General features: G+C 66.1%; 13 protein-coding genes and 2 pseudogenes. 6 read left to right on the forward strand and 9 right to left on the reverse strand.

Annotated elements, in window-relative coordinates; translation table 11 throughout:
* Positions 1-2 precede the first annotated feature (2 nt).
* The 3 genes from ACODSN_RS10900 to gpmA all read right to left on the reverse strand — a co-directional run bounded on the left by ACODSN_RS10900 (position 3) and on the right by gpmA (position 2,360).
* Positions 3-1,073, reverse strand: coding sequence for a 5-(carboxyamino)imidazole ribonucleotide synthase (locus ACODSN_RS10900; protein ID WP_489055310.1), 1,071 nt, complete (start codon positions 1,071-1,073; stop codon positions 3-5).
* Entirely contained in the window at positions 1,070-1,573 is a 504-nt protein-coding gene (gene purE, locus ACODSN_RS10905; protein ID WP_489055311.1) for a 5-(carboxyamino)imidazole ribonucleotide mutase, read from the reverse strand. Before purE ends, ACODSN_RS10900 begins: the two co-directional genes overlap by 4 nt.
* A gap of 100 nt (positions 1,574-1,673) precedes the next feature.
* On the reverse strand, positions 1,674-2,360 hold the full coding sequence (gpmA, locus tag ACODSN_RS10910) for a 2,3-diphosphoglycerate-dependent phosphoglycerate mutase (protein WP_489055313.1): 687 nt from the start codon (positions 2,358-2,360) through the stop codon (positions 1,674-1,676).
* Between gpmA and sppA the strand changes: the two are divergent.
* A pseudogene (sppA, locus tag ACODSN_RS10915) lies at positions 2,334-4,118 on the forward strand (signal peptide peptidase SppA); the annotation flags it as partial. The gene gpmA and the pseudogene sppA overlap by 27 nt on opposite strands.
* Here the strand turns inward: sppA and ACODSN_RS10920 are convergent.
* The 6 genes and pseudogenes from ACODSN_RS10920 to ACODSN_RS10945 form a co-directional block, all read right to left on the reverse strand.
* Positions 4,107-4,403: pseudogene (locus ACODSN_RS10920) on the reverse strand (hypothetical protein); the annotation flags it as partial. The pseudogenes sppA and ACODSN_RS10920 overlap by 12 nt on opposite strands.
* A gap of 42 nt (positions 4,404-4,445) precedes the next feature.
* The gene (locus ACODSN_RS10925) at positions 4,446-5,117 is read right to left on the reverse strand and encodes a trimeric intracellular cation channel family protein (protein WP_489055315.1); all 672 of its coding nucleotides are present in this window, start codon (positions 5,115-5,117) and stop codon (positions 4,446-4,448) included.
* A gap of 5 nt (positions 5,118-5,122) precedes the next feature.
* Positions 5,123-5,668: a glutathione peroxidase gene (locus ACODSN_RS10930; protein WP_489055317.1), complete on the reverse strand. Its 546-nt coding sequence runs from the start codon at positions 5,666-5,668 to the stop codon at positions 5,123-5,125.
* A 44-nt stretch (positions 5,669-5,712) separates the two neighbouring features.
* Positions 5,713-6,423, reverse strand: a complete 711-nt coding sequence (locus ACODSN_RS10935; protein ID WP_489055319.1) for a VIT1/CCC1 transporter family protein — start codon at positions 6,421-6,423, stop codon at positions 5,713-5,715.
* Positions 6,420-7,178, reverse strand: a complete 759-nt coding sequence (locus ACODSN_RS10940; RefSeq protein ID WP_489055320.1) for a class I SAM-dependent methyltransferase — start codon at positions 7,176-7,178, stop codon at positions 6,420-6,422. The genes ACODSN_RS10935 and ACODSN_RS10940 overlap by 4 nt, the downstream gene beginning before the upstream one ends.
* Before the next feature lie 70 nt (positions 7,179-7,248).
* Positions 7,249-9,042, reverse strand: coding sequence for an ABC-F family ATP-binding cassette domain-containing protein (locus ACODSN_RS10945; RefSeq protein WP_489055322.1), 1,794 nt, complete (start codon positions 9,040-9,042; stop codon positions 7,249-7,251).
* A gap of 172 nt (positions 9,043-9,214) precedes the next feature.
* Here ACODSN_RS10945 and ACODSN_RS10950 point away from each other — a divergent pair, with 172 nt between their 5' ends.
* The 5 genes from ACODSN_RS10950 (at position 9,215) to ACODSN_RS10970 (ending at position 12,942) form a co-directional block, all read left to right on the forward strand.
* Complete coding sequence (locus tag ACODSN_RS10950; RefSeq protein WP_489055324.1) at positions 9,215-9,940, forward strand: SIMPL domain-containing protein; 726 nt, start codon at positions 9,215-9,217, stop codon at positions 9,938-9,940.
* A gap of 196 nt (positions 9,941-10,136) precedes the next feature.
* Complete coding sequence (locus ACODSN_RS10955; protein WP_489055326.1) at positions 10,137-10,475, forward strand: hypothetical protein; 339 nt, start codon at positions 10,137-10,139, stop codon at positions 10,473-10,475.
* Between the two features lie 33 nt (positions 10,476-10,508).
* Positions 10,509-11,174 carry a response regulator transcription factor gene (locus ACODSN_RS10960; protein WP_489055328.1) on the forward strand — a complete coding sequence of 222 codons (666 nt, stop codon included), beginning with the start codon at positions 10,509-10,511 and terminating at the stop codon, positions 11,172-11,174.
* A gap of 110 nt (positions 11,175-11,284) precedes the next feature.
* Positions 11,285-12,589 (forward strand): sensor histidine kinase, encoded by a 1,305-nt coding sequence (locus tag ACODSN_RS10965; protein WP_489055483.1) that lies wholly within the window; start codon positions 11,285-11,287, stop codon positions 12,587-12,589.
* Positions 12,589-12,942: a YbaN family protein gene (locus tag ACODSN_RS10970; protein WP_489055330.1), complete on the forward strand. Its 354-nt coding sequence runs from the start codon at positions 12,589-12,591 to the stop codon at positions 12,940-12,942. Before ACODSN_RS10965 ends, ACODSN_RS10970 begins: the two co-directional genes overlap by 1 nt.
* Positions 12,943-12,950 lie beyond the last annotated feature (8 nt).

Here is a 12,950-nt window from a genome sequence, read left to right on the forward strand (position 1 = left end):
AATCACAGCGTCAGCCGGGTGACATGCCCCATCTTGCGCCCGGCGCGGGCCTCATGCTTGCCATAGAGGTGCAGATGGTTCGCCGGGTCGGACAGGATCGCGCGCCACTCGCCCGCCTGATCGCCGATCAGGTTGCGCATCTCCACCCGCCGCGCCGCCAGTGCGGTGTCGCCCAGCGGCAGGCCGCAGATCGCGCGGACATGATTTTCGAACTGGCTCGTCACCGCGCCCTCGATCGTCCAGTGGCCGCTATTATGGACGCGCGGGGCCATTTCGTTGAACACCGGGCCATCGGCGCTGGCGAAAAATTCGCAGGTCAGGACGCCGACATAATCGAGCGCATCGGCGATTTTGCGCGCGAGCGCCCGCGCCTCGCCCACCTGTCCCTCGATCAGCGGCCCTGCGGGCGCGGTCGAGGTGGCGAGGATGCCGTCGACATGCACGTTCGCGGCGGAATCCCAGACGCGCACCTCGCCATCGGCGTCGCGCACGAGGATCACCGAAAATTCCTCGGCGAAGGTCACAAAACCTTCGAGGATCGCGGGCTGACGCTGGATCGCGTTCCATGCGCCCACCGCGTCGCCCGGTTCGGCGAGCCGCGCCTGCCCTTTGCCGTCATAGCCCATGCGCCGGGTCTTGAGGATCGCGCGGCTGCCGATGGCGCCGATCGCCTGCTCAAGCTGATCCAGATCGTCCACCGGGGCGAAGGGCGCGGTCACGCCGCCAAGGTCGGCGACGAAGCTCTTCTCGGCAAGCCGGTCCTGCGCGACCCGCAGCGCCTGCGCGCCTGGCCGGACGAGGCAGTGGCCCGCCAGCAGATCGATCGCCAGCGGATCGACATTTTCGAACTCATAGGTGACGACATCGACGCTCGCGGCGAAGGCGGCGAGCGCGTCCGCATCCTCATAAGCGGCCTGCGTCCAGCGCGGCGACACATCGGCGGCGGGCCCGCTGGCTTCGGGCGCGAAGATATGGGTGCGATAGCCAAGCTGCGCGGCGGCGATGGCGATCATCCGACCAAGCTGGCCGCCGCCCAATATGCCCATCGTGGCGCCCGGCGCGATCATGGTCATTCGGGCGTATCGACCGGGGTTTCGGCGACGTCCGCCGTTTGCTTCGCACGCCAGGCGTCCAGTCGTCCGGCCAGCGCGTCATCGGTGGTGGCGAGGATCGCGGCGGCGAGCAGCGCGGCATTGATCGCGCCGGGCTTGCCGATCGCCAGCGTGCCGACCGGGATACCGCCAGGCATCTGGACGATGGAGAGCAATGAATCCATGCCCTTCAAAGCCTTGGACTCGACCGGCACGCCCAGCACCGGCAGCCGCGTCATCGCCGCCGCCATGCCAGGCAGATGCGCCGCCCCGCCAGCGCCCGCTATGATGATTTTGAGGCCGCGCCCGACCGCGCCCGTCGCATAGTCATACAGCCGCTGCGGCGTGCGATGCGCGGACACGACCTTGCATTCATGCGCCACGCCCAGCGCTTCGAGCGTCTGCGCGGCATGGGCCATCGTCTCCCAGTCGGATCGTGACCCCATGATGATGCCGACGACCGGCTGCGTGCCCCCGCTCATGCGCTCGCTTCCCCCAAAAAACCCGGCCTGATGCCGCCCGGAAAGCACAGCCCCTTAACGGCCGGACGCTTTGGGAGCAATGCCGTTGGCGCTGTGCCGCTTACCGCTCCGACAGATAATAGCGGTCGGTCGCGGTCAGATCGTCGGCCAGGTCATAGACGATCGGCTGGCCGGTCGGGATTTCCAGCTCGGTAATCTCGTCGTCGGGAATGTTCGACAGATGCTTGACCAGCGCGCGCAGCGAATTGCCGTGGGCGGAGATGATGACGCGCTTGCCCGCCTTGAGTTCGGGCGCGATGCGGCTTTCCCAATAGGGCAGGACGCGGGCGATCGTGTCCTTGAGGCTTTCGGTCGACGGGATGGCGATGCCGTCATAGCGGCGGTCCTTGCCCAGGTCGAACTCGCTGCCCGCCTCCAGCACCGGCGGCGGAATGTCGAAGCTGCGCCGCCAGATCTTGACCTGATCGGCGCCATGCTTCGCCGCCGTCTCCGCCTTGTCGAGACCCGTCAGCCCGCCATAATGGCGCTCGTTGAGGCGCCAGTCCTTTTCGACCGGCAGCCACAGCCGCCCCATTTCTTCGAGCGCGAGATTGAGCGTCTTGATCGCGCGGGTCTGGAAGCTGGTGAAGCACTGGTCGAAATCCAGCCCCTTTTGCGCCATCAGCCGCCCGGCGGCGCGCGCTTCCTCCGCGCCCTTTTCGGTCACGTCCACATCCCACCAGCCGGTGAAGCGGTTTTCGAGATTCCATGACGACTGGCCATGGCGGATAAGGACGAGAGTGGGCATCGGGCGCGTCTCCTGCACGATAACTGCGATGGATGCCCCCATAACGCGGGAAATCGGCGGCGCAAGCTTGTGCGCCCACGCCGCCGCCCCACATTGCGGCGGGGGACGCGATGCGATAGCCCTGCGCACGTACATCGGAAGGACTGGCAGTTGGCATTCGTGAAGGGCGCATGGCGCATTTTGGTCGCGATCAAGGACGGACTGGTCCTGCTGTTCCTGCTGCTGTTTTTCGGGCTGCTCTATGCCGCGCTGTCCTTCTCGCCCAAACCCGTCAAGACGGTCAGCGCCGGTGCGTTGCTGCTTGATCTCGACGGGACGATCGTGGAACAGCCCGCCTCGCTCGATCCGATGGCGCTGTTGTCGGGATCGGGACCGCAGACGCAGGAATATCGCCTGTCCGACATCGTCGCCGCGCTCGACGCGGCAAGGGGCGACGCCAAGGTCAAGGCGGTGGTGCTGAACCTTGACGGGTTCATGGGCGGGGGTCAGGTCGCGATCGAGCGGGTCGGCAAAGCGCTGGACGCGGTGCGCGCGGCGAAAAAGCCGGTCTTCGCCTTTTCCACCATCTACAGCGACGACGGCTATCAACTGGCCGCCCATGCGAGCGAAACGTGGCTCGATCCGATGGGGGGCGTCGCCATCGCCGGGCGCGGCGGATCGGCGCTTTATTACAAGGGGCTGATCGACAAGCTGGGCGTCAACACCCATGTCTATCGCGTCGGCACCTATAAAAGCTTCGTCGAACCCTTCATCCGCAGCGATCAATCGCCCGAGGCGAAGCAGGCCAATCAGGCGCTGGCCGGGGCATTGTGGCAGAACTGGCAGGACGATGTGGCCAAGGCCCGTCCGCAGGCGAAGATCGCCGCCTATGCCAATGACCCCGCCGCTGCTGCGCAGGCCAGCGGCGGCAATCTGGCCAAGGCGGCGCTCGACGCCGGGCTGATCGACAGGCTGGGCGACGAAACCGCATTCGGCAAGCGCGTCGCGCAGGTCGCGGGCGAACCGGAAAAGAGCCGGCCGGGCGGGTTCGCGACCATCGATCTTGCCAGCTACGTCAAGGCGCGCCGCCCCGCCGATGACGGCCAGATCGGCATATTGACGGTCGCGGGAGAGATCGTGGACGGCGAAGCCGGGGCGGGCACGGCGGCGGGCGACACGATTTCCGACCTGCTCTACACCGCGCTTGCTGAAAAGGACCTGAAAGCACTGGTGGTGCGGGTCGATTCGCCGGGCGGATCGGTGATGGCGTCGGAAAAGATTCGCGCCGCCATCATGGAAGCCAAGCGGCAGGGACTGCCCATCGTCGTTTCCATGGCCGATGTCGCGGCGAGCGGCGGCTATTGGGTCTCAACCCCCGCCGACATCATCTTTGCGCAGCCCGACACCATCACCGGATCGATCGGCGTGTTCGGCATAGTGCCGAGCTTCGAGGGCACGCTGGCGAAGATGGGCATCACCACCGACGGCGTGCGCACGACGCCTTTGTCCGGTCAGCCTGATCTTGCCGGGGGCACGACGCCGCAGTTCGACCAGATCATGCAACTGGGGGTCGAGGATATCTATCGCCGCTTCACCGGCATCGTCGCGCAGGCACGGCACAAGACGCCGCAGCAGATCGATGCGATCGCGCAGGGCCGGGTATGGGATGGCGGCACCGCGCGACAGATCGGGCTGGTCGATCGCTTCGGCGGGCTGGAGGACGCCATCGCCGAAGCCGCCCGCCGTGCGAAGATCGATCCGGCCAAGGCGCGCGTCTATCGCATCGAAAAAGCGCCCGACAAATTCGCGCAGTTCATTCAGTCGATCGCCGAGCGCGATCAGGATGACGGCGCTGCCCCGCGCGATATGCTCAGCCGTCAGGCGCTGGTTCAGCGGCGCTGGGCGATGCAGGCGGTGGCAGATGTGCGGGCGCTGGTTTCGGGCGCGGGCGTGCGCGCCGATTGCCTGGAATGCCGCAGCTATGGCGCACCCCGCCCGGTGCAGGACGCGCGCGGCCTGTTCGCGACCATCGCGGCACTGTGGCGATAGTCCTGCCCGACTCACCGCGCGAACCGTTGCCCCTATCCTCCTGCCCAGCGTGGGCAGCTATTCCCGCGTGATGTCGCGATAGGTCGGCAGGCCAAGGCCGCGCCGGATCGCGATCGCCCGAAGCAGGAAACCCAGCAGCGCGGCGATCACGCCGGCAACCGGCACATCCATCCCGCCCCAGCGCAGCGCCACGAACAGGCCGGACGCGACCGCCGCCGCCGTCACATACAGTTCGGGCCGCAGCAGGATCGACGGTTCGCCCGCCAGCAGATCGCGCATGATCCCGCCGACGCAGCCGGTGACGACGCCCATCATCGCCGCGACGAAGGGCGGCACGCCGAGCGCCATCGCCTTGGCCGCGCCGAACACCGCGAAGGCGGCCAGCCCGATCGCGTCGAGCCAGTCGAGCGCCTGGTCGCTCCACCAGCTGCGCGGCGTGACCCACACCAGCAGCGCGGCGGCTATGCAGGTGATGGCGGGCACCGGATCATGCACCCAGAACACCGGCGCACCGATCAGCAGATCGCGCACCGTGCCCCCGCCGACGCCCGTCACCATCGCAAAGAAAGCGAAGGTGACGATCGTCTGGCGGAGACGCGCCGCCGCCAGCGCGCCCGACGCCGCGAACACGAAAATGCCGACGATGCTCAAGGTTTCGAGCACCGGCCCAATCGATGTCGCGAGCATGAGCGCTGGCGGCATGAGCGCTGGCGTGGGCAAGTCGCCCATGGCGCTTATTTCGCCAGTTCGGTCTCGATCGCGGCGACCAGCGCTGCGTCGTCGGGCGCAGTGTCGGGCGAAAAGCGCGCGGCGACCGATCCGTCCCTGGCGATCAGGAATTTCTCGAAATTCCACAGCACTTCCGGCTCGGGCGCGGGGGTGATGCCATAGCCGATGAGCTTTTCACGAAATTCCGCGCCATTGCCCTGCGCGGTCGGCACAGCCCCTGTCAGCGCCGCATAAAGCGGATGCTTGTCCGCGCCGGTCACGGTGATCTTTTCGAACATCGGAAACTCGACACCGAAATTGGTGGTGCAGAAGGTCGCGATCTCGTCATTGGAGCCAGGTTCCTGCGCGCCGAAATCATTGGCGGGGAAACCGGCGACGACCAGCCCCTGATCCTTATACGCGCCATAGAGCTTCTCCAGCCCTTCATATTGCGGCGTCAGCCCGCATTTGGACGCGACGTTGACGGCGAGCACGACCTTACCCGCATAGGCGCCCAGCGTCGCATCGTCGCCCTTGATCGTCTTGAGTGGGATCGTTTGAATATCGGTCATGTCAGTCTCCTTGGGGGAACCTCGGTCGGACGCGGACCATGCCATCAGATCGCCGCGCCGAAAAGCTTTCCCGCGCCCGCCGTCGCCAGCATCGCCAGCACGCCCCATAACAGCACCCGACCAACCGATCGCAACACCGGCCCGCCACCGAGCCGCGCACCGAGCCAGCCCAGCAGCGCGAGGCCGAGCAGCGAGACGATGGCGATGCTCGGAAGCGCGCCATCTGCCGGGCCCAACAGAACCGCCAGCAGCGGCAGCAGCGATCCAGCCGAAAAGCTAGCCGCCGAGGCGAGCGCCGCCTGAACCGGCCGGGCCGCGTTTGTTTCGGAAATGCCCAGTTCGTCGCGCGCATGCGCACCGAGCGCGTCGGCCGCCATCAACTCTTCGGCCACCTGTCCCGCCAGCGTCGGCGTCAGGCCGCGCTCGACATAGATGTCGCGCAATTCCTGCCATTCGGCGTCCGGCTGCTGCACCAGCGCCCGCTTTTCCTTGGCCAGATCGGCGCGTTCGGTGTCAGATTGAGCGCTGACCGACACATATTCGCCCGCCGCCATCGACATCGCGCCCGCCACCAGCGCGGCAACCCCCGCCAACAGCAGCGATTCGCGCGTGGCCCCGGACGCCGCGATCCCCGCGAGCAGGCTGGCGGTCGACACGATCCCGTCATTCGCACCCAGCACAACCGCGCGCAGCCAGCCTATGCGGTTGACATAGTGAACGGCGTGATGCGGGGGCATCCCCTGCGCCACGCTCATATCGGCCGTTCCGCCATGGCTTCGCGTCGAGCGGCGACATGCATCGTCAGAAAGCGGCCGTGCCGCTCGACATCGACCAACGCCTGCCCGAAGCCGCGCATGTGCAACATCGCAAAAAGGGCCGAGGCCGGATATTCGTTCATCTGCATCATCGGCTCGTTCGGACTTTTGCCGCGCAGGCTATGCACCAGCCGTTGCAGCCCCGGTACGCGCGTGCGGGCGCGGTAGAACAAGGCCCTGAGCGGAGAATCCCCCCGTCGGATCGCGACATGAATACTGGCGAGTCCGCCCACCGTCACCTTGTCGAGCAAACGTCCGATCAGACGCAAGCCTCGCTCGACCGGAATATGCTGAAATACAATATAGGAGTGAACGAAATCGAAACTGCCCGCCGCGCCGCTCAGCGCATCGTCCGACAGGCGGAAATGGACATTATGCGCGGCCCGCTCCTGTCGCAGCCGCTCGCCTTCCGCCAGCATGGCGGGCGCGATGTCGAGGCCGACCACCTCGTCGAAACGGGTGGCCAGCGGCAGCGCCACACGGCCCACCCCACAGCCGAAATCCATCGCCCGATGGCGCGGGATCGCGCCCAGCATCTGCTCCAACCGCGCAAGCCGAGGGAGGATATAGGCTTCCCCGGTGTGGAAAAAACGATCGAGATCAACCTGTTCGCGGCGGAATTCAGGCACCGCCGCCACGCTAAAATAGGGGTCGGTCTCGCCCCATATGCGCCAGTCCCTGTCGGTATCGGTCATACGTATATGCCATGCCCTCCACGCTGCCTGCCCGCGCGCTGCCAGACGCGCAGCGCAGGGGAAATCGGGTTCAGCCACCCAGCCCTTCGGCCTTTTCGGCGAGGTCCAGCCAGCGCGCTTCGGCGGCGTCCTTCGTCGCGCGCGCCGCCTCGATCGCGCCGGTCAGCGCGTCGAACCGCTTGCGGTCGCGCGCATAGAGAGCGGGGTCGGCGAGCAATGCCTCGTCGCGCGCGATGTCGGCCTCCAGCGCTTCGACCTTGGCGGGCAGCAGATCGAGGTCGCGCTGGTCCTTATAGCTCAATTTGGCGGAGACGGGCTTGGGCGGAGCCGGTGCGGCCGCCGCTTTCTTCTCCGTCTTGGGGGCTTTGCGCGGGTCGCGCTTGGCGATCCAGTCGGCATAGCCGCCGACGATCACATCGACCTTGCCCGATCCGTCGAGACCCAGCGTCACCGTGACCGTGCGGTCGAGGAAATCGCGGTCGTGGCTGACGATCAGCACGGTGCCGTCATAATCGGCGATCACCTCCTGCAACAGATCGAGCGTTTCGAGGTCGAGATCGTTGGTCGGCTCGTCCAGCACCAGCAGGTTGGATTCGCGGGCAAACTCGCGCGCAAACAGAAGTCGCGAGCGCTCGCCGCCCGACAGGGTGCCGACCTTCGCTTCGGCGAGCGAGGGATCGAACAGAAAATCCTTCAGATAGCCGTGGACATGCTTGCGCCCCCCCCTGACGTCGATCCAGTCGCCCCCTTCCGCCAGCACGTCGCGCACGCTCTTGTCGGGCTGCATCAGGCTGCGCTGCTGGTCGATGAAGATCATGTCCAGCGTCCTGGCCTGGGCGATCGCGCCGCTGTCCGGTTCCAGTTCGCCGGTCAGCAGTTTGAGCAGCGTCGTCTTGCCCGCACCATTGCCGCCGACGATGCCGATCCGGTCGCCGCGCTGCACCCGCAGCGAGAAATCGTCGATGATGGTTCGCTGCTTGTCGCCGCTGCCGAACATCTTGGTGACATGCTCGGCCTTGATGACGCTTTTGGTCTTGCTGTCGTCGGCCGCGACCGCAATCTTGGCAGTGCCCTGCGGCCCGACCATCGCGGCGCGCTGTTCGCGCATTTCCCACAGCTTGGCGAGCCGCCCCTGATTGCGCTTGCGCCGCGCGGTGACGCCGCGTTCCAGCCAGTGCGCCTCGATCTTGAGCTTGGCGTCGAGCTTGTCGGCGGCGCGCGCCTCTTCGGCGTAGACCGCCTCCATCCACTGTTCGAAGCCGCCGAAGCCGATCTCGTTGCGCCGCATCGCGCCCCGGTCCAGCCATAGCGTCTGGCGCGTCAGCCGTGTCAGGAAGGCGCGGTCATGGCTGATGACGATGAACGCTCCGGTATAGCGCGCCAGCCAGTTTTCGAGCCAGTCGATCGCGGCGATGTCGAGATGGTTGGTCGGCTCGTCCAGCAGCAGCAGGTCCGGCTCGCTCGCCAGCGCGCGGGCGATGGCGGCGCGGCGGCGCTCGCCTCCGCTCGCGGTCTTCGCCTCGCGCGACAGGTCGATGCCGAGCTGGTCGGCAATCGCCTCGACCTCATGAACCGGCGGCGCATATTCGCCCGCCAGCGCGAAATCATGCAGCGTCGCATAGGCGCTGACATCCGGGTCCTGTTCCAGCAAGATGACGCGCGCGCCGGGCTGCACCGACCGCGTGCCCTCGTCCGGTTCGATGATGCCGCCGAGCAGCTTGAGCAGCGTCGTTTTGCCCGCGCCGTTGCGCCCGATCAGCGCCAGCCGGTCCTTCGCCCCGACATGGATGTCCATGCCCCGGAACAGCCAGTGCGTACCCTGCGAGAGACCGAGATTTTCATAGGAGAGAATAGGAGCCGCCATGGCGGTGCAGCTAGGGCCTCCGCCGTCCGGGGGCAAGGGGGTGCCTGACGGCGGCAGGGCATCTTGCGTGGCGGAGGGAACCACCAACCTGTCTCGTTGCTTTCAACGCGCATCAGCGTCCGTTCATCGCAGGCGTTACAAATATCGGCACCCAAAGAGGAGAGACCCGTCCATGAAATCCGCTATCGCCCTGATGACGCTCGCCGCCGCGCTTCCGGCCGCCGCTTTCGCACAGACCAATGTCACGGTTGCCGAGACCGCGCCGATCCTGACGCTGAACGTCACCGAAAGCGTCGAGGCCACGCCCGACATCGCGACGGTCGGCACCGGCGTCCAGTCACGCGCACCCACCGCCGCGCAGGCGATGACGGATAATGCGGCGAAGATGGACCGGCTGATCGCCGCACTCGCCAAAGCGGGCATCGCCAAGAAGGACATCCAGACGAGCGGCATCAACCTGTCCGCCCAATATGACTACACCAATCGCGACGGCCAGCCCGAAGGACCGCGCTTCATCGGCTATGAAGCGTCCAATCAGGTGACGGTGAAGCTGCGTGACATTCGCCGTGTGGGCACGCTGCTCGATTCGATGGTCGCGGCGGGCGCGACGAACGTCAACGGCCCGACTTTCTCGATCAGCGACCCCGCCCCGATGCTGGCGCAGGCGCGCGGGCAGGCGATCAGGAGCGCCAAGACGCAGGCCGATTATTATGCGCAGGCAACCGGCTATCGATCGGCCCGCCTGATTACGATCGCCGAAAGCAATAGCGGCGGCACCCCTCCGATGCCGATGCTGCAAAGCGCCCGGTTCAAGGCCGACGCCGCGCCGACGCCTGTTGAACCCGGCCAGGTCGCATCGTCGGTGACGCTGACCGTGCAATATGCGCTGGAGAAATAAGGGGAGCCTTGAGACTGTCTGGAATGCGCCTCAGGCGCGTCCGCACCGGCCCGTACCTCCACCCGGCCGCCCACAGAGTGTATTCTGAATGGGAGGTCGGGTGCGGGTATGGGCCGGTGCGGCAACCTGAAATGCGGCGTTCCGCGCATTTCCAAACAGACGACAAGGCGCAAAACCCCTATTCACCGCCTGTTCAATGCCCGTAGCCTATGGCATGCCCATGATGATGTTGCGAAAAAGATTGATCGTCAGACTTGGTGCCATCGCGGCACTGGCCCTGTTGTCCACCGGGTCCAGCGCCAATGACCGGCGGGACGAACAGGATGCCGCGCGCCGCGCCATGCTGGAAGGGCAGGTCATGCCCTTCGCCATGATAAAGCGGCGCGTCGACGGGCAGATGGGCGGCGCGACCTATGTCGGCAGCGAATTCAACCCGTCATCCAACCGCTATCGCCTGAAATATGTGAAGGACGGCAAGGTGGTGTGGGTTGATGCGGACGGCCGGACAGGCGATATCATGGGTATGGCGCGCTGATCGCGTCGATACGAAACAAAGAAACGGAACCCTATGCGGCTGTTGATCGTCGAGGATGAACCCAGCCTGGGCCAGCAGCTCAGGAACACGCTCGAAGGCGCGGGCTACGCGGTGGATCTGGCCACCGATGGCGAGGATGGCCATTTTCTGGGATCGAGCGAAAGCTATGACGCGGTCGTGCTCGATCTCGGTCTCCCCACGATCGACGGCCTGACCGTGCTCGACCGCTGGCGCAAGGAAGGCCGCGCCTTTCCGGTGCTGGTGCTGACGGCGCGGGATAGCTGGTCGGACAAGGTGGCGGGGCTGGACGCCGGGGCGGACGATTATCTCGCCAAGCCGTTTCAGAGCGAGGAACTGATCGCCCGGCTGCGCGCGCTCATCCGCCGCGCATCGGGTAACGCATCGAGCGAACTGATCGCGGGTGACGTGCGGCTCGACACGCGATCGGGCAAGGTGACGCTCAAGGGCGAGCCGGTGAAGCTCACCGCGCAGGAATATAAGCTGCTGTCCTATCTGCTCCACCACAAGGGCAAGGTGGTGAGCCGCACCGAGTTGATCGAACATATTTACGATCAGGATTTCGACCGCGATTCCAACACGATCGAGGTGTTCGTGACGCGCATCCGCAAGAAATTGGGTGCGGATGTCATCACCACCATTCGCGGGCTTGGCTATAGCCTGGATGAGCCGGGTCGCTGATCGCGCCATCCGTCCGTCCGGGTCGGTAATGAAAAGATGACCCCGAACGGATGCAGGAGATGAACGCCTCCGCCCCCACGGTCCATTCCACCGGATCGCTCAGCCGCCGCATGATCGGCGTGGCGGCGCTGTGGATCATATTGCTGCTGGTCGGCGGCGGCATCGCGCTCGACCGCATCCTGTCCGACGCCATCACCCGCAATTTCGACGATGGCATGAATTATGTGCTGACCGCGATGATCTCGTCGGCGGAGATCGGGCCGGACGGCGAAGTGCTGTTCAACCGGCCGCTCGCCGACCAGCGCTTCCTCGAACCCAATAGCGGGCTGTACTACCAGATCAGCGCCAGGGGGCATGAGGACTGGCGGTCACGCTCGCTGTGGGACCGGGCGCTCGCCTTTGACCCCAATCATGCCGACCGGACCGACCATATCTATAACAGCAAGCAATTCCCCGGTGAGGATTTGCGCATCATGGAGCGCACGATCGTGCTGCCGGGCGCGAAAACGAACTGGCTGTTCATGGTGGGGCAGGCGCGCGCCGGGCTGGACGGGCAGATCCGGACGCTGCGCGCCACGCTTTTCAACAGTTTCGCCATCCTCGCGCTCGGCCTCATGGTGCTGGCGACGCTTCAGACGATCTATGGCCTGCGCCCGTTGCGGCGGGTGCGTCAGGAAATCGTGCGGATGCGCGCGGGCGAGAAAAGCCGGGTGACGCAGCCCATGCCGTCCGAAGTGCTGCCCATGGTCGAGGAACTGAACGCCCTGCTCGCCCATAATGAGCGGCAGGCGGAAGAAGCGCGCACCCATGCCGGCAACCTTGCCCATGCGCTCAAGACGCCGCTGACCGTCATCATGAACGCGGCGACCGCGCAGGCCGACGACCTTGGCGAAACCGTGATCCGCGAAGCCACGACCATGCGGCGGCAGGTCGATCATCACCTCGCCCGCGCCCGTGCCGTGGGGCGGCGCGGCGCGGCGCAGAGCCGGGCGGAGGTATGGACGAGCCTTCAGGCGGTCGAGCGGGCGGTGGATCGCCTCTACCCCGATGTTCGCGTCGACATGAGCGGGGACAAGACCGCCATGGTGCGGATCGAACGGCAGGATCTGGACGAAATGCTCGGCAATCTGCTTGAAAACGCCGCAAAATATGGCGGCGGCAGCGTGTTCGCCACGGTCGAGCGCGCCGGCGACATGGTCGACATATTGGTCGAGGATGATGGCGCGGGCATTCCGCCAGCCGACCGGACCCGCATTTTCGATCGCGGCGTGCGGCTCGATTCGGGCAAGCCTGGCACCGGCCTTGGTCTCGCCATCGTGCGCGATGTCGCGGAAATCTACGGCGGCGTCGTGGTGCTGGAGGAAAGTGAGGATCTGGGCGGGCTGCTAGTGCGGCTCAGCCTGCCGGCGGGGTGATGCGGCGGCACCTGTATCTCGGCGCCGGCTGGCTATCGCTTGGCCTGGGCGCGATCGGCGCGGTCCTGCCGCTGCTCCCCACCGTGCCGTTCATGATTTTGGCGGCGTTTTGCTTTGCCCGGTCCAGTCCCCGGCTAGAGGCGAAGCTGCTCGATCATCCACAACTTGGCCCGCATATCCGGCGCTGGCGCGCGCATGGAGCGATCAGCCGGCGGGGCAAGAAAGCGGCGCTCGCCGCCTTCGCATTCAGCATAGCGCTGGCGCTGATCCTTTCGCCCTGGCCCTGGTTTCTCGCACCGATGGCGGCTGCGCTGATCGGCGGCGGATGGATATGGACCCGGCCGGAAAACTGACCCTCAGG

This window comes from Sphingobium sp. FG11, assembly GCF_057809915.1.

Coding starts and splice junctions, on each gene's coding strand:
- ACODSN_RS10940 (WP_489055320.1), bottom strand. CDS start 7,178: ATGACCGATACCGACAGGGACTGGCGCATATGGGGCGAGACCGACCCC.
- ACODSN_RS10930 (WP_489055317.1), bottom strand. CDS start 5,668: ATGACCGATATTCAAACGATCCCACTCAAGACGATCAAGGGCGACGAT.
- purE (WP_489055311.1), bottom strand. CDS start 1,573: ATGAGCGGGGGCACGCAGCCGGTCGTCGGCATCATCATGGGGTCACGA.
- ACODSN_RS10900 (WP_489055310.1), bottom strand. CDS start 1,073: ATGACCATGATCGCGCCGGGCGCCACGATGGGCATATTGGGCGGCGGC.
- gpmA (WP_489055313.1), bottom strand. CDS start 2,360: ATGCCCACTCTCGTCCTTATCCGCCATGGCCAGTCGTCATGGAATCTC.
- ACODSN_RS10925 (WP_489055315.1), bottom strand. CDS start 5,117: ATGGGCGACTTGCCCACGCCAGCGCTCATGCCGCCAGCGCTCATGCTC.
- ACODSN_RS10950 (WP_489055324.1), top strand. CDS start 9,215: ATGAAATCCGCTATCGCCCTGATGACGCTCGCCGCCGCGCTTCCGGCC.
- ACODSN_RS10945 (WP_489055322.1), bottom strand. CDS start 9,042: ATGGCGGCTCCTATTCTCTCCTATGAAAATCTCGGTCTCTCGCAGGGT.
- ACODSN_RS10935 (WP_489055319.1), bottom strand. CDS start 6,423: ATGAGCGTGGCGCAGGGGATGCCCCCGCATCACGCCGTTCACTATGTC.
- ACODSN_RS10970 (WP_489055330.1), top strand. CDS start 12,589: ATGCGGCGGCACCTGTATCTCGGCGCCGGCTGGCTATCGCTTGGCCTG.
- ACODSN_RS10955 (WP_489055326.1), top strand. CDS start 10,137: ATGCCCGTAGCCTATGGCATGCCCATGATGATGTTGCGAAAAAGATTG.
- ACODSN_RS10965 (WP_489055483.1), top strand. CDS start 11,285: ATGATCGGCGTGGCGGCGCTGTGGATCATATTGCTGCTGGTCGGCGGC.
- ACODSN_RS10960 (WP_489055328.1), top strand. CDS start 10,509: ATGCGGCTGTTGATCGTCGAGGATGAACCCAGCCTGGGCCAGCAGCTC.